This is a genomic window from Mesorhizobium sp. AR07 (assembly GCF_024746815.1).
Taxonomy (GTDB): Bacteria; Pseudomonadota; Alphaproteobacteria; order Rhizobiales; family Rhizobiaceae; genus Mesorhizobium.
In genome coordinates, this window is the sequence record NZ_CP080529.1 from 54,005 (window position 1) to 77,841 (window position 23,837).

A 23,837-nucleotide genomic window follows, 5' to 3' on the forward strand; every position below is an offset into this window, starting at 1 on the left:
TTCTCCTGCGCGCCAGAGTTTCAATGACAGAAGATCGTCGGATCAAAACCAGACTGTTCCAACGCTACGGTTGCGCGCTCGATATTCGCGGATGCTCCTTCGTCCGTCGCATCGAACATCAGTCCGACGACCGTGCCGCTGTGGGCGACCTGGATGCCGATGGCGCCAAAGCGGCCACCGATCGCTTCGATCTCGTTTAGCCGTGGTTTGGGCAGAAAACGTTCGTTGATCCGCGCGCTCGCCGTTGCGACCCTGCCCAGCATCCGGGCATCCGCATTCTTGATGGCTGTTCGCAACAGACTGCGAAGGGGGCGGAAGGTCTCTATTTCTAGCTGGCCATACCGCGCCGGCTCGAATTCAAGCGTATCGACTGTTACGTCAGGCGTTGTATCGATGCTGATGAAATCGATCGGCGGCAGCGACCTGCGGAAGGACTCCATGACGATACCGTCACGGTGCGCAAACAGCACCGCCTGTTGCCTAAACAGAGTGGAGTCACAGGCAGTTTCGACGCTGACAGCGATCCGCATGACATCGTCTGACGCAGCCTCGATCTCCAGCCAATCCAGGATCGCGAGAATGCTGGCCAGCACGTCGGCCGTGGACGATCCCATGCCGCGGCCGATGGGAATGTTGCTGTCTATCGCGAGATTGCCACCGGTTCCTGGGCGGCGGAACGCATTGATGGTCAACTCGGCCGCGCGTCTGGCCTTCTCCCGCGAGGCTGGCATGACGCTCACATGATCGCTATCGCTTGCGGTGAACTTGGCTTTGGATCTCAGTTGCCGGCAAGGCAGTGAAACCAGCGCGCCGCAGCCTGGCGCCGTCGTCCTCAAACAGGCCTTGCACCAGCTCGCCGTGATGGCCGATGGCCTCGGCATATCCCACTCCGCCAACCATGAAAATTCCTTCCCGCACAACAATGTATGCGCTTATACTTTGGAATCTCCATGAAATGTTTTCACACTGAATTTGACTACGCAACAAGAAACACAATAATATTTTATACTTCTTACATTACAAACGAAGCTATTTGCACTTCACAAGTATTACAAATGGATAACAAACTTTACGGCCGAGCCGTTGGGGCCTCAGCCGATCCGGACCAGCGGAAATGGCATTGATCCCGGGCTGTTTTGAACAACACTGTTGAGATAGTCACTTTGCTCTGCGCGCCAGCGCGTATCCTGCGAGCCTGACAGTGCGGATGGCAGCGCCCCGCGAGCACTGCTTGAGCAGCTTTCGCAACTGACTGATGTGAACATCGACCGTTCGCGCACCGACACCGGCGCTGCTTGGCCAAGCCACTCCTATGAGCTCATCACGGCTGATGACCTTCTCTGGGTTTTCCAGCATGTGACGCAGCAATTTGAACTCGATTGGCCCGAGCAGAATCTCTCCGCCGCCGCAGCGAACGAGGTGCTTATCGATCTGCATTTCGACATCGCCATATATGAGCGATTTGCCGTTTTGGGGTCCTTGTCCCGATGTCTGACCGATAGCCAGCCTGGAGCGCAGGTATTCGAGCAGCTTGGCCGGCGCGAATGGCCTGACAAAGCATTCGTCAACGCCAGACCGCAACAACTCAATGTGCTGGGCCTCCGCGCCGGGAGATAACAGTGCGACACAGGGGAGGGCGCCTGTGCGGGCATCCTGCTTCAATCTGGCGCTTCCGGCCGCCAGATGATTTGTCCGGTCGACAGTCAATCATCACCGCCTTGACCGGCCTCTGCGCAGCGAGCCTCAGCACGTCCTCAATTGAGCCGGCCAGCGTGCTGGTGAAGCGGTCAACCTCCAGAATGTGGCTGAGGAGCAGATAGAATTCCGCATCCTGCGAGCAGATCACGATCAATGGCTTCATCTGCGCAGCTAGTGGTTTCCGCCTGACATAAGAGTCCGGATCGGGATTCCCTTTTGGCTGAGCGCGTGCGAGTCTGCGGTATGCGCACAGGAATATCTCTCACCGTCTCGCCTTCTGACCATCGGCGTTTGGTTGCCCTGGTCAAAGATCGTAACAGCCCGCAGAAGCATGTGTGGCGCGCCGAGATCGTGCTGTTGAGCGCCACCGGCGCCGGCACGATCGAAATCATGGGGCGGACCGGCAAATCCAAGACCTGCGTGTGGCGCTGGCAGGAGCGCTTCGCCACGGAAGGCTTCGAGGGGCTGCTGCGCGACAAGACGCGTCCCTCGCGCATTGCGCCGCTCGGGCCTGAGATCGCTGAGCGCGTCGTGGCGCTGGCGCTCGACGACCCGCCAGGGGAAACGACGCACTGGACCGCCGACATGATGGCCAGGGCCGCCGGCATCAGCGCCAGCGCGGTGCGCCGCATCTGGAAGGCGCACGGGCTGCAGCCAAACCGCTGGCGGCAGTTCAAGCTCTCCAACGATCCGAAATTCATCGACAAGTTGCGCGACGTCGTCGGCCTCTATGTCGATCCGCCGGCCCACGCCATCGTGCTGTCGGTCGACGAGAAGAGCCAGATCCAGGCACTGGACCGCACCCAGCCCGGCCTGCCCATGAAGAAGGGAAGGCTCGGCACCATGACGCACGATTATAAGCGGCACGGCACCACCACGCTGTTTGCCGCTCTCAACGTGCTCGACGGCGCCGTCATCGGCCGCAACATGCAGCGTCACCGCCACCAGGAGTTCATCCGCTTCCTCAACGCCATCGACACCGAGGCGCCGGCCGGCAAGGCGGTCCATGTCATCCTCGACAACTACGCCGCTCACAAGCACCCCAAGGTGCGTGCCTGGCTCGACCGCCATCAGCGCTTCACCTTCCACTTCACGCCGACCTCATGCTCGTGGCTCAATGCCGTCGAGGGCTTCTTCGCCAAACTCTCCACGCGTCGTCTCAAGCGAGGCGTCTTCCACTCCGTCGTCGACCTCCAGGCGGCAATCAACCGCTTCGTGGCAGAGCACAACCAGCAACCCAAACCCTTCACTTGGACCGCCGATCCCGACAAAATCATTGCTGCCGTCAAACGTGGGCACCAAGTGTTAGATTCCATCCACTAGGTCTTTCGGCTGCCATCAAGACGGCCTGGCTGTATGGCGAATCCCACATTTTCAGATGCCAGAATGCCAGAACAAGCCAACTATAACAACAAAGCCCAGATGGGTACTCACACCAGGCCGGCCGCTACCATGTGACGGTCGTTCAGCTTGAACCTAAGCCTCTTTCGTGCTGCCGTCACAGCGATTTGTCGAGGCTGCGGCGACGCTTGCTCATCACGAGAACCCATCGCTCAAAGCCGGCACGGGCGCTCCTTCCCACAAGTCGAAGCCTGTCTGGGCGTTCGGCGAAGAAGCTGAAGGCGTCGCTGGTTCCCATCATAGGGACCACTGCGACTGGCTGGAATGAGAAGGCGCCGCTCCTTGGGAGGTGACCTGCCGCGCCAGTCTGGAGGCCCGCCGCGTCGACAGACGAGCTGAACTGCTCCCGACCGGTTGTGTGCAACCGTTGAGGGCCACCCGCGGCCCATCGGGTCCCCAATTTGCGGAGAATGCGGGCGCCAATCTCCGCATTTGCACGGATATTATCTCGTCCGTTTGCGGAGAATGCTATCGATCCGTGCTTGCCGATACATCCATCTACCTGCTACCCTCGGCTGGGGCTTTCTGAAGGCGAAATGCTAGACCGGACCGTAGCTTCCACCACACCTAACTCGCGGCACTTTAACTTTCTTATTTCTGACGACGTCGTCGACGCTGTGCAGGGGTATGTCGGCTGCTGTGCTCCCGGACGCATCATTTCAACCTTTTCAGCAGTGCGGTCCGTGCGAGACAAAGTCCCTGACTGCGAGCTGTCCGACGACCAGATTGAGCGTTACGCCGTATTGTGCGCAGTCGACCAAGCACTTGCGGTCCATTTCGATCGCGGAGGAAGTCCACGGGATCCTTACTCAAGCCTAAGTAGGAGCCACTGGCATCTCGTCCCGATCTGGAAAACCAAGGTGCGGACGACATGGGCACTTGCGCCGTTCGCGCAACGTCCACGTTAATCGCGCCTTCAAAATCCAATAAAACCCAAAATCGGAATTTCCGAGGCGTGGATGATCGTCGCGCTACATCGCCGGTGAGATATTGTGATTGACCCCGAAGAGGTTCTGCGGGTCGCATTTCCGTTTCAAGGTGGCGGGCCGCGAAAAGTTATTGCCGAAAGTCGCCTTGAGGCGTGTTTCGCCCTCACTTCCATCATGAAATTGGGGTAAGGCCCGCCAGATTGTAGGGCTGCACCGCCGTCCAGTAGTTGCGCGTCCACTGCTTGGGCACCGACGCCTGTGTCGCAGCGGGGCTGACGCCGACGATTGCCATCGACCAGAGGGAATCGCGCATATTCCAGGCCTGGGCGTCCGTCTTGCGGCGCGTGCACCGCGCCGTCGATCGGATAGAGGTGCATCGCTGAAATCGGCGGCGAGCCCGTACTGGCGGCTGAGATAGCCGTGGCCGCCTGAGAGCGTCAACCCAGCACCTCAGTGGTCGAGATGATGCCGAAGGGTACTGCGAGGCCGAAAGCGTGCGTGGCGTGGTCCACTTCGCCGGTCACGCACCCCGCACCAACCCTGACTGCGCCTGCCTTCGGGTCGACACGCACGGCCGCGGATCAGCGACATGTCGATGACCAGAGCGTCGTCGACGCTGCCGAGGCCCGGCTGGAGCGCGTTTCGGCAAGCGCGAGGGTGCGGAGCTCAGATGACGGTAGCGTTTATCACGTAACTTATTGCTGGCCGCCCCATGAATTCGTAGACTCCGATCTTGTTCTGCGGATCATCCGTAAATGACCAACCGAGACGGACATCAATGATTTCGCGTCGTGCCTTCGAAATGATGTCGCCTGCCGGCGCAGCCTATTTCCTGGTGATGTTTTCCAGGCCAACGATGGCTTGAGCAAAGAAATCCTGGTTCTCACTGGCCAGAACCAGCAAGCGCGAGATGGCTTCCACTCGCCATGTCGGGGGCGCGCGCCGAAGCAGGAATAAAGCCTCTTCCAGCCGATACTCCTGGCTCGACGGCTCGTCGATGGTGGCGCCTTCAAGCACCGGGACATCCTCGGCGGCCACGAGGCGGACAGGCAGCTCGAGGGATATGCCGTTGGCACCTTTGATCTCGACTGTGTAGACGCCGGGCTCGACGCCGGACATCGTCAGGTTCGCGTGACGATCGTCAGTGACGTCCAGCACTTTCGCGGCGCCGCCATCTTCCTTGGCCATGGAAATCGAATAGGGCGCCGTGCTGCCGACCCAGCGGATGGAAAGCGTATGGCTGGGGTCGATCGACTGTTCGCCAACGGCATAGACGCCCGGCATAATCAGATATTGAGAGGGTATCGTCTCGCGTGTGTCGCCAACAATGGCAGCTGCCATATCGCGCGTCTCTTGCCAATCCTTGCCGATGATACCCAGCGTAAAGTCCATGAGGCGTTGAAAACTTGAGGTCACGGCGACCTCGGGTATTTCCACGACATCGGGAAACCTGACGGAACGCACGGTGTTGTCCGGCATGTTGATCTCAGCGCTCACACCGGCGCCTGGGCGCACAATATCGCCCGGCTGCAGGAAACAGCCGGCCTTTGCCGGCTGGATATCGACGCCCCGTTCGACGCTGAGCCATGTGTCAGCTCCGGCCTGCCGCTCGACCTTGATCACGTTCGCACGGGTGTTGGGGCCACATTCACAAAGAGGTGGTTTCTCGTCCTGCCCCAAGGCAGCTTGCACACAGGACAGGGCCACGGCGACAGCCATCGCGGCGCCCAAGGCAAACCGTTCGAACCCATTCCGTAATTCGAAGCGCTTATCAACCACCATCGTGCCCCCTAGCGGCCCGTCAGCAGAATTCACTCGCTAGCCGGCGGAGTATGCGGGCGGCTTCCAATCGCCTGCGCCCAGGTCAGGGCCGCGGAAAGCGCCTCTCGGATGACCTGCAGGATAGAGGACATTCCCTCGAAGGCAACGGCAATGATCGGCGACATGACAGCTATGGCTGTGCCAGCCGCAAGGCTAGCGAACCCATGAACGGCCCCAAGAATAAATACCGCCAGGATGGTGACGACGATCGAAAGCGCGGCCAGGACGAGTTTGGCGATGTGATTGAAAGGCGATCGCAGCCGCTCATGTGCCTGATGGCCGGCGACGTGGAAGACGGCGCCGATCAAACTGGCAAGGCCGATCAGCAGCAGCTCCCAGCCCCAGCCTTCATACTCGTCGACCAAGGTTCCGGCGGCGATCGCTCGAATGGCATTGGCGTGCACCATTGCGCCTGGCATGCGCAGGCCCAGAGGCGTTGCATGCAGATCCCCGGAGGCCGCGTAGCCGCCGCCGATGACGACGACAGCCCCGTCCAGCAGCGACGGGTTCTCGCTCAAGCGCTGCTGCAACTCGTAGGCTTCGATGGTCTGGAAAACGAATGGCGCGTAGCTGTAGGTCGCTGCAACTGCGCTGCCCGGATCCGACGGCAGCGAAAACAGGATCCGCAGGACCGAAAAGTCGTGGTTGTCCGACGGCTCGTAAACGTGGTTTGCCAGATTGAGGGGTTTGGCTTCGCACTTTGCGCTCGAGCCGGGACGCGACGCTGGAAACAGACATGCAAGACCGCTTCGGTCGACTTGTCCGTCCGTCAGCGCGGCGCCAAGCAGTCCAAAGCCGGAAATGCGCTGCGCCGCCGCGGGCGTATCCCCGCGTATCAGGTGCCAGGCATAGACCGAGCGCACGACATTGTCCGGATCGGGTTGGAGCAGCGGGGACGCAAACCAGAGATCCGGATGTGACGATGTCGAAGCATCGGGACTGCATTTGGTGTCGTCGAAAATGGATGGATAGGCCTGGGCAATCGGCCGTGACGGATTCGAGGCTTCGCTCACCACCGGCCGCACGGCCAGTACAGGGATCGACTTCGCGATCGAATAAGTCTCGGCGCACAGCAGCTTGTCGGTGGCGCTCGCTTTTTCACTCTGCTGCGGGGCGAGCTCGACGTCGAGCATCACAAGCTTCATCGGAGTTCGGCCGGCGTTGGCGCTAGCAAGCGCCTTTAACATTTCGATGAGTTCGTCGCGAGGTGTCTCGAAGCCGGCAGCGCAGGCCTCACCGCGGGCCTTGGCCCAAATACGACACGTCGCCTCACCGACACTGACAAAGACGTAGCGTTTGCTCGTCTCAGACTGGGCACCGGCCAGCCGTTCCCGCGCCAGTTCGCGCATGATAACGTCGGTGACATTGCGGTCGAGCGACCTGACGGCTTCGACATGGCCAAGCGCCGTCATGACGAGACTGACCACAAGCGCCAACGCGCATAGCAATAGCCACTCTATTGCAAATGCCCGAAACAAGTTCTGCCATGGATGCGAGCTTGGTTCGTTGTTCACGTCGATCTGGCTTCGTGAATTTGGAGGTCGGCGGCACGCTCAAATCTAACGATAAATCATGAGTTCACGCCAACCGCGAGTCAATTGGCTGATAAGGTCTGCATTCTCCAGGGAACTGACGGGGGATGTGTCTGATTGCCGATATCAGTTATCGCCTGGAAGAGAGGATCACAGCCTGATGGCTAGCGATGGTGATTGGAGACGGACACTCCCTCGGGCTGGGCCTTGATTTTAACGCAGTTCACCTTGACCCTGCATAGGGGCTGTTTCTCGGAAATATCGGAAATGGGGTTTCCAGCGTTCTTCCCGCTCAACACAATGCGTTTCTATCGCCGTTTCGTAACGGCGAGTCTGACGCCTTCGGCAAGGCTGCTGTTTGCACCACTGGCAATAATGGTGTTGTTCGCACCGCCGGCTTCGGCGCAGCAGGGTGGCCCACTGCGCGGCGTGGCGATTGTAATCGGCAACAGCGACTACGACTATCTGCCAAAGCTGACCAATCCGGCCAACGACGCTCATGCCATCGAGAGTTTGCTCGGCAACCTCGGCTTCGACGTCGCCGTCTCGTCTGACCATAACGCCGTCAAGCTCAAGCGCGACCTGGAACGCTTCGCCGAAGACGCCCAGGGCGCTGCCGTCGCGGTCGTGTATTATTCCGGCCACGGCATCGAGGCCGGGGGCGAGAACTTTCTCATTCCTGTCGACGCCGACCTTGCTTCCCTCAACGATGCCACCGAGAGGCTAGTGCCACTCTCGACCCTGCTTGATGAACTCAGGACAAGGGTGCCTGTAGTCATTGTCATGCTGGATGCCTGCAGAAACAATCCCTTCCCACCTGGTGCAACCATGCGACTTACCTCGGGCTCCGCACCGATAGCCATCGCAGCCGGAGGCCTTGGCGGGGCACGCGGGGCAGCAGCTCTTAGCGCTCGCGATAGTTCTGCAGGCGGGGCCGATGACGATGCCGGTACGGTCATCGCCTTCTCGGCCGCGCCGGGCAAGGTTGCTCTGGACGGCCAGCCCGGCACTGACAGCCCCTATGCGGCGGCCGTACTGAAGCATTTTTCGGCGATGTCGGGCGAGGAATTCGGCACCGTAATGCGCATGGTGGCGGAAGAGGTCTATCTTAAGACCAATGGCCGCCAGCGACCTTGGGTCAACGAGTCGCTCACCAAACTTCTCTATTTCGGCAAGACTGCCCCTGAGCCTGAGGGAGACGAGGGCGACATCCTCAAGGAACGCCGGCGGCTTCTGCTCACGATTGCGGGCCTGCCGGATTTTGAGCGCAAACAAGTAGAGGTCAGCGCGGGAGCCGCCGGGGTGCCCATGGACGCGGTGTACGGTCTGTTGCGAACGCTCGGCGCCAATGTACCTAAAGACCCGGCCGAACTCGACAAGGTGCTGAAGGCGCAGAGTGACAGGCTCAAATCCATTCTCGCCGAGCGCCAGACATTTGAGACTTCCGACCCAGAGATTAGACGTCTAGCCGATCTCTCCGACAATGCGATCCGTGAAGGGGCACTCGATGCCGCCATCGCTTTGAACGAGCGCGCCAAAGTGCGCGTCGGCGAGTTGGAAAAAGTCATCGGCACGGTCGAGGCCAGCCTAAAGGCGCGGCACATCGAGTTTGCCAAAGTCTATGCCAAGAGCGCGCAGGCCTATGCGATAGCGTTCGAACATCTCAGCGCGGCACAGGACTATCAACGCGCATTCGAGGAAGTGCGCACTTGGGACCACGACTTGGCGATAAATTATAGGAACGACCGAGTTCGATCGCTGATCGCGCTAGGCGATTTCGAAGGCGACAACAATGCACTCGAACAGGCGGCGCAGGATAGCCAGGACATGTTTCGGAGTGAGGGAGGCAATCTCAGCGCATCCAATGCCGTCGCCATTCGCATCAATACGGCGCGAGCCTTCTATATCCTTGGAAAACGGCAAAGCGATCCAAAACACCTGGGCGAGGCCGCCGAAACCTATCGGGCGATACTCGCTGACTTCGGACGGGACCTTACGCAAGCCCAGCGCACTGCCATCCAGGTCGACCTTGGAACCGTGCTACTTGCGCTCGGCGAACGCACAAGCGATCTTACAGACCTGCAGCAGGCCATTGCCGCGTTCGACGTAGCCCTCAAGACCTACACGCGCGACAGAGCACCTGCCGACTGGGCATCGATCAAGACGAGCCAAGGAAATGCATTCTGGCTTCTGGGCTACCGGCAACAAAAATCAGGACCCTTGCTAGCGGCTATTTCGAATTATCGCGATGCGCTGTCGGAAACTGAACGCACGATATCGCCCCAGTCCTGGGCCACCAACCAGGCGGCCCTTGGTAACGCTCTCATGATTCTTGGTGAAGTTGAGGGTAAGCCGGAGTCGCTACGAGAGGCTCTAGATGCGTATGGCAAAGCGCTGCAGGAATTTCCACGAGACCGGACGCCCCTTTTATGGGCAGCTGCGCAGTCAAATGTCGGTATAACCCTGCACTATCTAGGCAAAATTGAAAGCGACATGACGCTTGTGACGCAAGCGACCAGCGCCTTCCGTCTTGCCCTCGAAGAACAGACGAGGGAACGCGCGCCATTCGACTGGGCAGGGACTCAGAATCATTTGGCTCAGGCGCTGGTGACGCTGGCGACGCGCGATACTAGCGCTGCTCCACTGAAGGACGCAGTAGCCGCCTATCGGGCCGCCCTGACAGAGCTGACCCGGGAGAAGATCCCCGAGCAATGGGTCATCACCGAAAACAATCTAGCAAATGCATTGGGTATGCTCGGTCAGCGCGAGGAAGGGGTGCAGTCATTCGCGGAGGCCGTCTCCGCCTACCGCCAGGTTCTCGAAGTCTATACCCGTGGGCACTCACCTTCCGACTGGGCGGCGGCGCAATCGAACCTTGGGTGGGCTTTGAAGCTCGAAGGCCAACGTGAGACTGGCGTGGAAAACCTCGAAAAAGCGGCGGCGACCTACGGAGTCTTGCTGGAGCAATACCCCCGCGAACAGGCGCCGGTACAATGGGCACAGATCACAGACATCATCGGCGAGATCCAGATCGACATGGCGATCCGCGCGGGATCCGCCACGCAATTCGCTCAGGGCATCAGCACAATCGAAGCTGCATGGCGTGCCTTCCAGACGGGGGGCCAGAGGCAGCACGACACTTACTTCGCCGATCGATTGCGCGTGCTCCAGCAAAAGCTTGCGAAATTGCATGACGGCCCATGATCGTGAGTGCGCCAGCGGCCGCACGATCCTTAGTCACATGATCCCGAACCGATAGGCTAGATGAACGACTCGCATACCAAGGCCCATCGTGACTTCGCCACGGTTGGCAGCGAGGTCCCAGGCGAAGAATATTACCCAGCTAGAAAATAGGATGAAGAAACGCATTATCTAATTTTGAATTTGATATGTGAATTTCAGGTTACGTCACCCAGATCGGAGGCTTGGCGGCGGCGGCCGGAGACTTCCGTACGAGGGCTAAGCGGTTCGGCGGATCTGCCGTCTATGTCTAAGTCCCGCCGCTCTTGCGCCATTGAGCCGCCAGGGTCGGCGCACTAGCATGGGGCGGATTTGAATCTTTCGGGCGGAAGGATGAGGATGGTCGGCCGGCCTAGCGGGAGCATATTCGCAGCGCTGCTGGCGCTGTTCTTCGCCATAATTTCACACGCTCCAGCCAAAGCCGAGGACGCCAAGCCGATGCGCGGCGTGGCGTTGGTCATCGGCGAGTCCCACTACGACAATTTGCCTGCCCTGCCCAATCCCGCCAACGACGCTCGCTCTGTCGAACGCCTGCTCGGCGAACTCGACTTCGACGTCACCTCCGTCACCGATGGTGACAAGGCTAAGCTCGACCGCAGCCTGCAACGCTTCGTCGAGGATGCCGCCGGCGCCGACGTCGCGCTGCTCTATTATTCAGGACATGGCATCGAGGCCGGCGGCGAGAACTATCTGGTGCCGGTCAGCGCCGATCCGTCGTCGCTCGCCGACGCCGGCAAGAACCTCGTAGCCTTGTCGGGCCTGTTGGCCGAGTTGAAGGCCAAGGTTCCCGTCGCCATCGTGTTGCTCGATGCCTGCCGCACCAATCCATTCCCGGCAGGGGCAACCATCACCACGGTTTCCGGCTCGGCGTCGGTCGCCGCCGCCGGGCTCGACCTGACGCGCGGAGCTGCCCCTCTCGCCGACGCCACTGACGCGCCGCAGAGCCTGGGCGAGGTGATCGGCTTTGCCGCCGAACCCGGCCACGCCGCGCTCGACGGCGATGCCGGCGGCAACAGCCCCTATGCCGCAGCCCTGATAAAACATCTCGCCGCCGGCGGCTTTGCCTTCGGTGACGTGATGACGATGGTGGCCGAAGAAGTCTATGTACAGACCGGCGGCCGCCAGCGGCCATGGACCAATGCCAGCCTGCGCCGGCTGCTCTATTTCGGACTGTCGCCGGAGCAGGCGACGGGTGACGATGCCGCCATCCGCGGCGAACACCGCAAGCTGCTGCTCACCATCGCCGCCACACCTCCTGACACCAGGCGGATCGTCGAGGCCGCCGCAAATTCAGAAGCCGTTCCGCTCGGCACGCTCTATGGTCTGCTGGCGGCACTTGGCACCGATGTGCCGAGCGACCCGCGCGAACTGGATCAGCTGCTGCGCGGCCAGACCGAGCGTCTCAAGACCATCATTGCGGAAAGGCAGGCGCTGAAGAGCACTGACGTGGACATCGTGCGCTTGTCGAATCTCGCCGAAAAGGCGCTTGCCGACGGTGCCGTGACAGCAGCGATCCAGTTTCAGCAACAGGCCAAGGCGCGCATCGCGCAACTGTCCAAAACCGTCGATCAGGCGGAGGCCGACGTGAAGGCCAGGCGGATCGAATTCGCCGAAGTCTACAGCCGCAGCGGCGATACGTATTTCCTCGCCTTCCAGCAGATGAAGGCCGCCGACGACTATGGCAAGGCTTTCGAACAGGTGAAGAAATGGGATGCTGGCCTCGCCTGGCATTACAAGCTGGCGCAAGCCAATGCTATTCGCGCTTATGGCACGTTTCGCGGCGACAACAAGGCATTGCAAGACTCGATGCGAACATTTACCGAAGCGGCCAAACTACTTCCTCAGGATCACCTGACACCCCAATTGGTGATGACCCAGAACGATTTCGGCCTGGCGATGTTTATGTATGGGGAACGCCAGAGTGACTCCGCGTCGCTGGAGCAGGCCGTAGGCATCTTCTCCAACATCGTGTCCAGCGGCATCAAACAGGTCGATCCTTCGCTCTGGGCAGAGGCCCAATCCAATCTCGGCACGGCGTTGATATCGCTTGGAACGCGCAAGAGCGGACCGGAGCAATATGAGCAGGCGGCCGTGGCTTTCCGCTCCGCCCAGCAGGTCATTTCGCGGGCGCAGCAACCTCTCAAATGGGCGCTGGCACGCCGGGGCGAGGCAGACGCGGTGGCCTGGATCGGCCTGCGTGGCAATGAGCCCGACCGGCTGCGCGAGGCCGTCAAAGCCTATGAGGACGTCTTGACGACGCTGACCCGCGACCTCGACCCACTCTCCTGGGCTGGGGTCCAGGATAGCCTCGGCAGTGCACTATGGGCGATCGGCGATCGGCTTGATGACAGCGAGTTGCTGCACAAGGCCGTACAAGCCTATACCGCTGCACTGAGCGAAAACACGCGTGAGCGCGTGCCTCTCTGGTGGGCCGCGGGCCAGAACAATCTGGGCAATGCGCTGTTCTCGATTGGCCAACGAGAGACCGGGATGGCAAGCCTCGAGCTGGCTACCGAGGCTTATCGCAGGGCGCTGGAAGAGTGGACACGCGAGCGCGAGCCTTTCAACTGGGCAACCGCACACAACAATCTGGGGCGCACGCTAGTGGTCACCGGCGAGCGGTCTGGGGACGAGGCAACCATCGAGGCCGGGCTCGCTTCGTATCAGGAGGCTCTGAAGGAATGGACGCGGCAGAGCGCACCGCTGCAATGGGCGTCGCTCCAAGGCAGCGTCGGCGAGGCGCTGCTCATACTCGGCCGCGACAGATCTGATGCGAAGCTCATCGGCGAGGCGCGCCAGGCGATGCAAACAGCCTGGACATTTTACCGCGACGCGGGCTACCCGCAATATGACGGGTATTTTAGGGAACACATGGCACAGATCGATAAGGCGCTTGCCTCGTTGAAGTAGCAATTTTGCCCAGCCGCGCCGCGGAGAGTGGGTAGCGGTATAGCTTTGGACGGTAGTAGCCAAGGCCGGAAGGAATTCGCGTGAGTGAGGATGGACGTGAGTGGTGGCATGGGCAAGTCGTCGCTCATCTACCCCGCAATCCCGGCGATGCGAACAGCGAGCGACACCGCCCAGCGCCGTCCAGTTGTTTATGAATCCGTAGGTCGCCGATCCAGGTAAAGCCAGCTAGTCATCACCGTCGGAAGCGAACGGCACTTTGCTGCCCGGTAGGCCTCCACCCGCCGAAGCTAATGGCCCGCTCACCGGCCGGCGGCGGGCCTGTCGATTTGCACAAAGCTTTGCCCGCGGCGAGGGCGTGCCTAGCCGCGCCTGTCTTGGCCGCCGCCAGCTTGACTGAATACAACCGTCCCGTCGCGCTGTTCGCTCGGCCTCTCAGTTCTGGTAAAATCGCCTGATGCAAGAGGTGATTGATTTTCTGCAAGCGAACGCGGCGCTGGTTCTCGCCAACCCGGTGGCTTTTGCCACCTTTGCCGTCCTATTCGGCGGCGGTGGATTTCTGGTAGGCCGCTATTTTTTGGCCGAGAGGATCGCAAACCTCGAAAGCCGGATAGCCAGGCGAGACGAGGAACTGAAAAAGAACAAGCCGGCGAAGCTGGAAGGCTCGATGGTGCCGATCAAGGGAACACGCGCAGTCGACTAGGGACCGAGACCGAGGTATATTTGAATTATCTTGCGGCAAACCGCCCGCGACGATCGCGCCCGAGAAGGGTTCCGAGCCGCCCGCTGGACATCCCTCGGTGCACCACACCGATGGCCTCTGGCACTACGGCGACAATTGGAAACGGCGTGGTGCCTTTCGCAGCACGTCGATCCGGCCGCCATCACGCGGACAGCGACTTACTTTTCCCCCTATCACGAATTCTGCGTCCGGCGGCAGCCGGTGCGCGAAGGATAGAGGGCGTATAAACCGGAATCCCGCGCGCGTCCGTTAGGTCGGACGAGCTTCGCGCGCGGGATGGAGGAAATTCGCCTCCGCCGCGGCGGTGAACCGGACAGCCGTAGGAGCGTCAGCATAGCGACCACCGAAGGCGGAGACGCGGGACCGACTGTCCCCGCCGCGGTGGTCCGCACATTGCACTAACATAAAAGCGAGACCACCGAGCCGGCCGCCAAGCGCGCGGCGTTGGCAGTCAAGTCTTTCGGCTACCATCAAGAAGGACTGGTGGTATGCGAATTCCGCATTCGGAGGCGTCATAAGGCCAAAACAAACCAACGATAACAAAAAGCCAGATGGGTCTGGACCCGGGCCAACCGCACAATGTGTCGGTAGTTCGGGCTGGCCGTGAGTCTCTTTTGCGCTGCCCTCGTAGCGATTTGTCGACGTCTCAGCAGCGTTTGCTCATCACTGGAATCCATCGCTCAAAGCCGAGCTCCGGTGGCCTTTCCCACATGCCGAAGCCTGCTATAACGACCACATCGACGCGCATCTGCGTTCACCACATTTGAACCGACCAGGATGAAAACCAGCATCGATCATTTGCCGGAGCACAAGCAGGAGGAGCTGGCCCGAGTGGTCGAAATCCTGCATGCCGAATTCGAGGACGCGCTGGCAGAAAGCAGCGCGGACTGGAAGAAGAGCGGCCGCATCCTGAAGATCATCCTGTTCGGCTCCTATGCCCGCGGCAACTGGGTCGACGAGCCGCTGACGATGAAGGGCTATCGCAGCGATTTCGACCTGCTGGTGATCGTCAACAACAACAAGCTTTCCGACTTCGCCTATTGGTACAAAGCCAAGGATCGGCTGGAGCGCGATCGCGCCATCAAGACGCCAACCAGCTTCATCGTACACAGCCGGCGCTTCGTGAACACGGCGCTGCGGCAGGGGCAGTACTTTTTCACCGACATCCGCCGCGAGGGCATTGTCCTTTACGAACTCGACGATGAGCCGCTGGCCGAACCCAAGCCGCTCACGCCGAGAGCAGTGTATGAGACAGCCAAAGAACATTTTGAGAGCCGGTTCCCAGGGGCGCGAGACTTCTTACAACTCTTCGATGCCGGCATGGAAAAAGGCCTGTCGAAAACAGCAGCTTTTCTTTTGCATCAAGCTATCGAGCATACCTATTCGACACTGCTATTGGTGCTCACCAACTACAGTCCCCCGTCCCATAAGCTCACTTTCCTTCGGTCTCTGGCCGAGGACCAGGATCGGCGATTGTTCGAGGCGTGGCCCCGTGAGCAGCAGCGTCATCGCGCCTGGTTCAACACACTGAATGAAGCCTACGTGAAGGCCCGCTATTCCAAGCATTACCTGATAAGCGAGGAGGCGCTCGTCTGGCTGGGCGAGCGGACGGCAGTACTCCACAAGTGCGCTGAACTGGTCTGTCTGGAGCATCTGGAGCGGGTGAGAAAAGCGGCCGGTGCCTAGTCGCACGCAGTCGATTTGTTATCTTAACTGCGTGGCGAATGCGCTGCGAGAAGCGACTGCCGTATCGGGGAATTGCAAGGTTTGCTTAGCGTCAGAAGCAGTCATCTGCCGCCAGTTTTTGAATGACCGCAGTGGGCCGAAAACGGACATTCTGCTTCCAGGATCCAACTGGCAAAAGCAGCCATTCAGCCCCACCATTTGAACCGTTGAGTCCTGATCGTTGCCGACTGGATATGACCCTAAGTAGTTATAGAATAGTAGCCTCGCTCTCCGGCTGAACAGGCCAAGAACTGTCTTGGATAGCCGGATTTCTTAAGCTGCCTACATTGTAGACCAAGGTTGATTCGTCAAAGGCAGCGAGATGCTTGTCCGACTATCCGCCGGCAAGACGCGGCAGCAGGAAAATTTCAGCGTCTTTTGGCAATTCCTTCGACCATGTGTCGCGATAGATCGTCCCGTCGATGGCGACGGCGATGCCGCGGTCGATCAAGGGCTTGAGGCCGGGATACTGTTCAGCCAGCTTCCTGAACAGCTCCCTTATGTCCTTGGCCTCGATCTCGAGCTTGTTCTTGCCTCCGGCGGCCGCGCCAAGCGATCCCCAGAGCGTCACTTCGACCATCAGCCTGCCCGTTCCGCCTCGATCGCCGCCAGGATGCGCGGCGGCGACATCGGGATGTGGGTCATACGCACGCCGGCGGCGTTCGACACCGCATTGGCGATCGCCGCCAGCGGCGGCACGATCGAGGTCTCGCCGACGCCGCGCACCCCATAGGGGTGGTTGGGGTTGGGAATCTCCAGGATCTGCGTGTCGATCATCGGCAAGTCCGAGCACACCGGGATGCGGTAGTCGAGGAAGCCGGCGTTCTGCAGCCGCCCGTCCTTGCCGTAGATATACTCCTCGTTGAGCGCCCAGCCGATGCCTTGCGCGGCACCGCCCTGGTACTGTCCCTCGACATAGGTCGGGTGCACCGCCTTGCCGGCATCCTGCACGACCGTGTAGCGGATGACCCTGGTGGCGCCCGTCTCGGGATCAACCTCGATATCGCAGATATGGGTGGCGAAGGAGACGCCTGCGCCGTCGGCGACGAGCTCGCTGTGGCCGGCGATCGGCCCGCCTGTCCTGCCGGACTGCAGTGCGATCTCCTTCAGCGAGAGTGCCGCGAGGTTGCCGTATTTCTCGCCCTTGGCAAGGGCATGGCCCTTTTCCCAGACGACGTCGTCGACGGGAATGTCCCACATCTGCGCGGCCCGCCCGCGCAGGATTTTTATCGCATTGCGGGCAGCAGAGATCGTGGCCATGGAGGAGGAGAAGGTGCCGCGGCTGCCGTCGGTCATGTCATTGTAGCCGAGGCTTGACGTGTCGGCGACAATGGCCTTGACCTGGGAGTAGTCGATGCCGAGCTCCTCCGCCGCCACCAGCGACAGCGAGGCGCGGGAACCACCGACATCGACCGTGCCGACGGCCAGCGAGACCGAGCCGTCCATGCCGATGTTGAGGTCGGTGCAAGTCTGGCCGCCGAAGTTGAACCAGAAGCCGCAGGCCATTCCGCGCCCCTGGTTTTTGCCGAGCTTGGCCTTCATGTGCGGATGGTTCTTCGCCGCTTCCAGCGTCGGGCCGATGCCGATCGGGCCATAGACCGGACCGTAGGACGACCTTGTGCCTTCCTGCGCGGCGTTCCTGATGCGGAACTCGACCGGATCCATACCGATCTCCTTGGCCAGTTCGTCGACAGCACTTTCCACTGCGAACGCCGCCATCGGTGCCGAGGGCGCGCGATAGGCCGCCGTCTTCGGCCGGTTGACCAGCACTTCGTAGCCGACCGTCTTGACGTTATCGAGCCTGTAGCAGGCGAAGGCCGTCATGGCGCCGACCTCGGCCCAGCTACCGGCATAAGGGCCGCTCGTGTAGCGCAAAGTCGCTTCGGCGGCGGTGATGGTGCCGTCCTTGCGGGCACCGATCTTCACGTCGATCGAGGTGGCGCTGGTCGGGCCGGAAGCGCGGAACACCTCGTCGCGAGTCATGACGAGCTTTACCGGCCGACCGGCCTTGCGCGACAACGCCAGCGCCACCGGCTCGGCCCAGACATGGGTCTTGCCGCCAAAGCCGCCACCGATCTCCGAAGAGGTGACGCGCAGCTTCGAGGCTTCCATGCCAAGCAACTGGGCGCAGTGCTGGCGATAGACAAAATGGCCCTGCGTACAGACCCAGAGGTCGGCGGTGCCGTCGGAACTGACGCTCGCCACGCAGGCATGCGGCTCGATATAGCCCTGGTGCGTCTGCTCGGTCTTGAAGGAGCGCTCGACGATGAAGTCGGCGTGGCCGAAACCCTGATGAACATCGCCATGGCCAAACTGGCTGCGCTTGGTGACGTTGGAGGGCTTTACCGGCTTTTCCTCGAGACCCTCGGTGAAGATCGCGTCGTTGATAAGGGGTGCCGAGTGCTTCATCGCCTCGTCGACATCGGTAACATGCGGCAGCACTTCATATTCAACCTCGATTAGCTTCAGCGCTTGCCTTGCCGTGCGGGCGTCGACAGCGGCCACCGCGGCCACCGCATGCCCGTCATAGAGCGCCTTGGTGCGTGCCATGCAATTGTCGAGGATGTCGTACATGGCGGCATCGCCGGCGGTCAGGTCCGGCAGGTCGGCGGCGGTGATCACCGCCTTCACGCCACTCAGCTTTTCCGCCTTCGACGTGTCGATTTTCCTGATCGTCGCGTGCGCGTGCGGGCTGCGCAGGATACGGCCAACCAACTGGCCCGCCATGTTGAAGTCCGCCCCGTAGCGGGCGCGGCCCGTCACCTTGTCGATACCGTCGGGACGGATGGGTCGCGTGCCGACGGATGCGAAGTTGCGAGCCGAAAATTGCGGATCGAAATTCATGCGTGCGCTCCCTTCATCACGCTGGCGGCGTCCTGGACGGCACGCACGATCTTGTCATAGCCGGTGCAGCGGCAAAGATTTCCCGCGAGGCCGAAGCGGATTTCCTCTTCGGTCGGGTCGGGGTTCTTGGCCAGAAGGTCCTTCGCCGCAATCAGGAACCCGGGCGTGCAGATGCCGCATTGCAGCGCCGCGTGCTCGAGGAATTTCTGCTGCAGCGGATGCAGCTTGTCGCCATGCGCCATGCCTTCGATGGTCTCGACGCGCCGGCCTTCGGCCTCGGCGCCAAGCACCAGGCACGAGCAGACAAGCCGGTCGTCGAGGATGATGCTGCAAGCGCCACAGTCGCCGGTGCCGCAGCCTTCCTTGGCGCCCGTCAGCCCCAGGCGATCGCGCAGGACATCCAGCAACGTCTCGTCAGGCTGGCAAAGGTATTCGATTGTGTCGCCGTTGATTGTCGTTGAGACCGCTACACCAGCCATCATTTGCCTCCTGCACGTGCATAGGCGGTGGTGGCGGCCCGCCTGGCCAGCACACCCGCAACCTTCCGTCTGAACTCGATGGTACCGCGCTTGTCGTCGATGGGGCGGCAGGCCCCAAAGCAGACCTTGGCGAGCCGCTCGAGTGCTGCTTCGTCCAGCTTCCTGCCGATAAGGGCCTCGGCTGCCTCTTCCACCAGAAGCACCGTCGGTGCGGCGGCGCCTAGCGCCACGCGGGCCGCCTTGACGACGCCGTGCTCGTCGAGCGTCAGGTTCACGCCGGCGCTGACCACAGCAATGTCCATCTCGGTGCGCGGAATGAAACGCAGATAGGCGTCGCCCGAGCGCGGTGCGCGCTTGTCGAGCAGGATTGCCTCGATGATCTCGCCTTTGGCGAGCGACGTCTTGCCCGGCCCGGTCGGCACGCTGGCCACGGGGATCGTGCGCCGGCCGCCTGGCCCGACGATCGATGCCCTGGCGCCCGCCGCGACCAACGCCGGCACGCTGTCGGCGGCCGGCGAGGCGTTGCAGAGATTGCCCGTGATCGTGCAGCGGCCCTGTACCTGTTTCGAGCCGATCAGCTTGGCCGCTTCGACGACGCCCGGCCATGCCGCCTTCAGCGCAGCGCTTTCTCCCAGGACCGCGCAAGGGACCGCGGCGCCGATGCTGAAGCCGTCAGCCGTCTCCCGGATTTCGCTCAAGCCATCTATGGCTTTGATGTCGACGATAAGGTCGGGTTCGACAAAGCCGCCTTTCATCCTCACCAGGAGGTCGCTGCCTCCGGCAAGAATGGCGGCCGTGCCGGTCGACCCGGTCAGCAGGCCAACAGCATCTTCGATTGAAAGCGGACGTATGTAGCGCATCGTCTCCCCTTGATCATCGCGACCTCGCCGATCGTTATAAACAATCGCCTCATAATGACCATCCGGTTGCTCGGCCGAGGCGATTGGGCCAGGCACCCAACCTGAAGTGGCGTGCACAGTTCGAATCGGAAATTGCCCCGAAATGGTGACTTTCGCGCAGCCTGCTGAATGGCTGCAAGGGGGCCGGAAGCGGACGGTCCGCGATTCGCCGCAGCAATCAGTAAGCGGACGTTCCGCTGCGGTCGCGCCACAGACCGACGGAGGGAGCGGGCGGCTCCGCGTCGGCTGAGCACCAGAACCGTGACTGGCAAGGCCCGGCGGTCTCTTGTTCCAATAGGCTCGACCAACGCAGGTGCTGCCCTATCCTTCCAACGCCGACAGAAGCCTCCCGACACCCGTTGAGCGGTTCTAGTCGTCAAACTGACCCGCCAGTCTCTCAGCCTCGGCCATGTCCTCCGGCGTATTGGCGTTGAAGAAGGGATCCAAGGGCTCCAACGGCCACGTCACTTTCGCCAGGCGATACCGTTCGGTCCAGCGATCGATTTTTCGGATATTCTCCTCGACCAACGCCTGGCGCAGTTCATCACGTAGAGCAACACTCCATAGACCGACGACCGGATGTGTCTGGTCACCTGACACCGCCACAGCAAGTTCGGCGTCTTCCTCTGTCCGCGCGGTCTGGAGGCGGTAGACAAGGTTGCGCGGCAAAAACGGGCAATCCCCAGGGATGCTTACGACCCATTCCGTTTCGGGCCTATTCGCCGCCGCCCAGTCGAGCGCCGCAAGCACACCTGCAAGGGGCCCGGGGAAATCGCCGACGGTGTCAGGAACGACCGTCAGGCCGAACAATGCGAAGCGTTGAGGATCTCCATTGGCGTTCAGGATAAGCCCGTCGCATTGCGGGGCGAGCCTCTCGATCACTCGGCTTAGGATCGTGCGCCCACCGATTTCACGCATTGGCTTGTCGCCTCCTCCAAGGCGACGCGCGAGACCTCCTGCCAGGACAACTCCGATCGTAGGGATGGTGTCAGTCATCGCCGTCTCCGCCGCCCTTTCGCCGATGCCGGGATGGCTCTTCCTCGATCTGTTCGATATCCTGGTCGAACACGATCCTTTTTTCGCCGGAAAGCGCCGTGAAACGCTTGCCGCGCGCTCGTCCGACCAAGGTCAAACCGACCTGTCGTGCAAGCGCCACTCCCCAAGCCGTGAATCCAGATCGCGAAACGAGGATGGGAATGCCCATGCGCACGGTCTTGATGGTCATTTCGGAGGTGAGGCGGCCAGTCGTGTAGAGAATCATGTCTGCTGGATCGACTTCATGGCGGTACATCCAGCCGGCGATCTTGTCGACCGCATTGTGACGACCGACATCCTCCATGTAGCAGATTGGTGTTCCTTCTCGACAAAGCACGCATCCGTGGATAGCGCCCGCCTCAAGATAGAGCGAAGGCGTCGTATTGATGCTCCGGGTCATCTGATAGAGCCACGAAGTCCGCAATTCGGCCGCAGGCAGATCAATTTCCTCAAGTGCTTCCATAAGGTCGCCAAAGGCGGTACCTTGTGCACAGCCTGAAGTCAGCGTCCTCTTCTTCAGCTTTTGCTCGTAGTTCGTGTTCCGCTCTGTGCGTACGACGACGACCTGAAGGTCATCATCGTATTCGACTTCGGTGACGACATCGTCAGGTTTGAGCATGTTTTGGTTGAGCAGATAACCAAGGGCCAAATACTCCGGGTAGTCGTTGATCGTCATCATGGTGACGATTTCCTGCGCATTGAGGTAAAGCGTGAGCGCGCGCTCGGCGGGGACGTTGATTTCGACACGCGCGCCGGTGTGATCGATGCCGCTTACCCTCTCAGTAAGACGGGGGGCGGCCGGGTCCGGCATAACGACAACCAATTCAGGAACGACTTTGACAGGTTGCATTCTGTTCTCGCGATGTTTGGCGAACGGGCTGAGTGCTGGAGTCCGCCTGAAAACGCTCGCCCGCTGGCGTCTGATGATATAGGCCGACCTGGGAAGGCTGGCCAATCTTTTGCGCTGGTGGAACATTGCGTTAGTTGAAATGGCACAACTTTCGGACGATTGCTTCGCGTTCGGCGGCCCGCTTATTCCGGTCGACGAAATCCTCGCGCTTATCGCGTCGCGCCTTAGCCCCCTGGATGGACACGAACTCGTGACGCTTGGCGCGGCCGATGGCCGCATTCTTGCCCACGATCTTCTGGCGCCATTGCCACTACCCCCCTTCACCAATTCGGCGGTCGACGGCTATGCCATTCGTGGCGCCGATATCCCCGATGCTGCTGCCCAGAGCTTTCCCGTTACAGACTATGTTCAGGCTGGCATGGCTGCACGCCAGGCCATGGCACCCGGCCAAGCCATTCGCATCTTCACTGGGGCGCCGATGCCGGACGGTGCGGACACGGTGTTCATGCAGGAAGATGTCGTTGTCGGCCCCGCCGATAGCGTAACGCTGCCGCCCGGTCTGAAGCGGGGTTCAAACGTACGCCCAACGGGCGAGGATATCCCCTTGGGGAAAAAGGTTCTGAGAGCAGGTCACCAGCTTCGTCCTCAGGACGTTGCCCTGGTTGCGGCATTGGGCATGACAGGCGTCGAGGTGATCAAGCCCGTAAGGGTCGCCATCTTCTCGACCGGCAACGAAATTGTTGCCCCCGGGGCAGAACGTGGAGTTTCGCAGCTTTTCGATTCCAACCGCTTCATGTTGTCAGCAATGGCTTCACGCCTGGGCTGCTTGGTCACCGATCTTGGCATTCTGAGAGACGATCGCGCGGCGATCGCCGAAGTGCTGGATGCTGCCGCCTCGACGCACGATCTGATCCTTACATCCGGGGGCGTATCAACAGGCGAAGCCGATTTCGTCAAGGCAAGTGTCGAGAGCGTGGGAACGCTTGTGTTCTGGCGCGTCGCAGTCAAACCTGGCCGCCCCGTCGCCATGGGAGTCATCAAAGGCACGCCGTTCATAGGCCTGCCTGGGAATCCGGTCGCGAGTTTTGTCACGTTCGCCTTGATTGCCCGGCCGGCGATCATGGCTCTGGCTGGAGCATCGCCGGCACCAATAGCAAAAACGCCGATCCGAGCTGCCTTCTCCTACCGAAAGAAAGTGGGAAGACGTGAATATGTCCGCGTCAATTTGCGCCAAGGGGAGGACGGCTTGCCGGAAGCTGTCAAGTTTCCGCGAGAGGGTGCAGGCCTCCTTTCATCGCTAGTCGATACGGACGGCCTCGTCGAACTTGGCGAGGAAAGCACCGAGGTTAAAGTGGGCGACACGGTCGGATTCATTCCCTACTCGTTCCTGATCTAATGTCATTGCAGTGATCCATGCCATGCGCCGCCTTGGCCAATTGACGGCAAGCGATGCCCTTGCGAGGCTCAGAAGATGAAGACCACAAAGCTTGACCTATCAGGCCTGAAATGCCCGTTGCCAGCGCTGAAGACGCGCAAGGCACTTTCGTCAATCGAACGGGGCGACAGGCTCGAAGTCCATTGTACTGACCCCTTGTCAGCCATCGACATTCCCAACCTCCTCAACGAAACCGGAGATTGCCTCGAAAGCACTGATCGCGCCGGGAACAGCATCGTATTTCTGATCACAAAGGCAAACGCCCCTCCCGCAAAGCCCAAGCGTTTCTAGCTGGTTTGA

Annotated in this window: 19 protein-coding genes and 1 pseudogene; 7 read left to right on the plus strand and 13 right to left on the minus strand. The window is 60.8% G+C overall.

The window, feature by feature from the left end:
* Positions 1-20: 20 nt before the first annotated feature.
* Both BPNPMPFG_RS41360 and BPNPMPFG_RS41365 read right to left on the minus strand, forming a co-directional pair.
* Entirely contained in the window at positions 21-896 is an 876-nt protein-coding gene (locus BPNPMPFG_RS41360; protein ID WP_258599389.1) for a GHMP family kinase ATP-binding protein, read from the minus strand.
* Between the two features lie 262 nt (positions 897-1,158).
* Entirely contained in the window at positions 1,159-1,662 is a 504-nt protein-coding gene (locus tag BPNPMPFG_RS41365) for a response regulator transcription factor (protein ID WP_258599392.1), read from the minus strand.
* 279 nt (positions 1,663-1,941) lie between these two features.
* Here BPNPMPFG_RS41365 and BPNPMPFG_RS41370 point away from each other — a divergent pair, with 279 nt between their 5' ends.
* Positions 1,942-3,021 (plus strand): IS630 family transposase, encoded by a 1,080-nt coding sequence (locus tag BPNPMPFG_RS41370; RefSeq protein WP_258590135.1) that lies wholly within the window; start codon positions 1,942-1,944, stop codon positions 3,019-3,021.
* 1,049 nt (positions 3,022-4,070) lie between these two features.
* Here the strand turns inward: BPNPMPFG_RS41370 and BPNPMPFG_RS41375 are convergent.
* From BPNPMPFG_RS41375 to BPNPMPFG_RS41390, 5 genes and pseudogenes are all read right to left on the minus strand, one after another.
* Positions 4,071-4,229, minus strand: coding sequence for a BBE domain-containing protein (locus tag BPNPMPFG_RS41375; RefSeq protein WP_258599512.1), 159 nt, complete (start codon positions 4,227-4,229; stop codon positions 4,071-4,073).
* Positions 4,201-4,341, minus strand: a complete 141-nt coding sequence (locus BPNPMPFG_RS41380; protein ID WP_258599554.1) for a hypothetical protein — start codon at positions 4,339-4,341, stop codon at positions 4,201-4,203. The genes BPNPMPFG_RS41375 and BPNPMPFG_RS41380 overlap by 29 nt, the downstream gene beginning before the upstream one ends.
* A gap of 71 nt (positions 4,342-4,412) precedes the next feature.
* Positions 4,413-4,655, minus strand: a pseudogene (locus BPNPMPFG_RS43580) (FAD-binding protein); the annotation flags it as partial.
* 198 nt (positions 4,656-4,853) lie between these two features.
* On the minus strand, positions 4,854-5,810 hold the full coding sequence (locus BPNPMPFG_RS41385) for a hypothetical protein (RefSeq protein WP_258599394.1): 957 nt from the start codon (positions 5,808-5,810) through the stop codon (positions 4,854-4,856).
* Between the two features lie 29 nt (positions 5,811-5,839).
* Positions 5,840-7,276: a CHASE2 domain-containing protein gene (locus tag BPNPMPFG_RS41390; RefSeq protein WP_258599396.1), complete on the minus strand. Its 1,437-nt coding sequence runs from the start codon at positions 7,274-7,276 to the stop codon at positions 5,840-5,842.
* 282 nt (positions 7,277-7,558) lie between these two features.
* Here BPNPMPFG_RS41390 and BPNPMPFG_RS41395 point away from each other — a divergent pair, with 282 nt between their 5' ends.
* The 4 genes from BPNPMPFG_RS41395 (at position 7,559) to BPNPMPFG_RS41410 (ending at position 15,956) form a co-directional block, all read left to right on the plus strand.
* Complete coding sequence (locus tag BPNPMPFG_RS41395) at positions 7,559-10,585, plus strand: caspase family protein (protein ID WP_258599397.1); 3,027 nt, start codon at positions 7,559-7,561, stop codon at positions 10,583-10,585.
* 375 nt (positions 10,586-10,960) lie between these two features.
* Positions 10,961-13,531 (plus strand): caspase family protein, encoded by a 2,571-nt coding sequence (locus tag BPNPMPFG_RS41400; protein ID WP_258599399.1) that lies wholly within the window; start codon positions 10,961-10,963, stop codon positions 13,529-13,531.
* A 454-nt stretch (positions 13,532-13,985) separates the two neighbouring features.
* Positions 13,986-14,231: a hypothetical protein gene (locus BPNPMPFG_RS41405; protein WP_258599401.1), complete on the plus strand. Its 246-nt coding sequence runs from the start codon at positions 13,986-13,988 to the stop codon at positions 14,229-14,231.
* Between the two features lie 816 nt (positions 14,232-15,047).
* Positions 15,048-15,956 (plus strand): nucleotidyltransferase and HEPN domain-containing protein, encoded by a 909-nt coding sequence (locus BPNPMPFG_RS41410; protein WP_258599403.1) that lies wholly within the window; start codon positions 15,048-15,050, stop codon positions 15,954-15,956.
* A 373-nt stretch (positions 15,957-16,329) separates the two neighbouring features.
* Here BPNPMPFG_RS41410 and BPNPMPFG_RS41415 read toward each other — a convergent pair whose 3' ends face one another.
* The 6 genes from BPNPMPFG_RS41415 to BPNPMPFG_RS41440 form a co-directional block, all read right to left on the minus strand.
* Positions 16,330-16,575, minus strand: coding sequence for a MoaD/ThiS family protein (locus tag BPNPMPFG_RS41415; protein WP_258599404.1), 246 nt, complete (start codon positions 16,573-16,575; stop codon positions 16,330-16,332).
* A complete protein-coding gene (locus tag BPNPMPFG_RS41420; protein ID WP_258599406.1) occupies positions 16,575-18,839 on the minus strand; it encodes a xanthine dehydrogenase family protein molybdopterin-binding subunit in 2,265 nt (754 codons plus the stop codon). Before BPNPMPFG_RS41420 ends, BPNPMPFG_RS41415 begins: the two co-directional genes overlap by 1 nt.
* Positions 18,836-19,318 (minus strand): (2Fe-2S)-binding protein, encoded by a 483-nt coding sequence (locus BPNPMPFG_RS41425; RefSeq protein WP_258599407.1) that lies wholly within the window; start codon positions 19,316-19,318, stop codon positions 18,836-18,838. Before BPNPMPFG_RS41425 ends, BPNPMPFG_RS41420 begins: the two co-directional genes overlap by 4 nt.
* Positions 19,318-20,178, minus strand: coding sequence for an FAD binding domain-containing protein (locus BPNPMPFG_RS41430; protein WP_258599408.1), 861 nt, complete (start codon positions 20,176-20,178; stop codon positions 19,318-19,320). The genes BPNPMPFG_RS41425 and BPNPMPFG_RS41430 overlap by 1 nt, the downstream gene beginning before the upstream one ends.
* A 408-nt stretch (positions 20,179-20,586) precedes the next feature.
* Positions 20,587-21,213, minus strand: coding sequence for a molybdenum cofactor guanylyltransferase MobA (gene mobA / locus BPNPMPFG_RS41435; protein WP_258599409.1), 627 nt, complete (start codon positions 21,211-21,213; stop codon positions 20,587-20,589).
* Entirely contained in the window at positions 21,206-22,102 is an 897-nt protein-coding gene (locus tag BPNPMPFG_RS41440) for a formate dehydrogenase accessory sulfurtransferase FdhD (protein WP_258599410.1), read from the minus strand. The genes mobA and BPNPMPFG_RS41440 overlap by 8 nt, the downstream gene beginning before the upstream one ends.
* 139 nt (positions 22,103-22,241) lie before the next feature.
* Here BPNPMPFG_RS41440 and BPNPMPFG_RS41445 point away from each other — a divergent pair, with 139 nt between their 5' ends.
* Positions 22,242-23,498, plus strand: coding sequence for a molybdopterin molybdotransferase MoeA (locus BPNPMPFG_RS41445; protein ID WP_258599412.1), 1,257 nt, complete (start codon positions 22,242-22,244; stop codon positions 23,496-23,498).
* Between the two features lie 75 nt (positions 23,499-23,573).
* Positions 23,574-23,828: a sulfurtransferase TusA family protein gene (locus BPNPMPFG_RS41450; RefSeq protein WP_258599414.1), complete on the plus strand. Its 255-nt coding sequence runs from the start codon at positions 23,574-23,576 to the stop codon at positions 23,826-23,828.
* Positions 23,829-23,837: the final 9 nt, after the last annotated feature.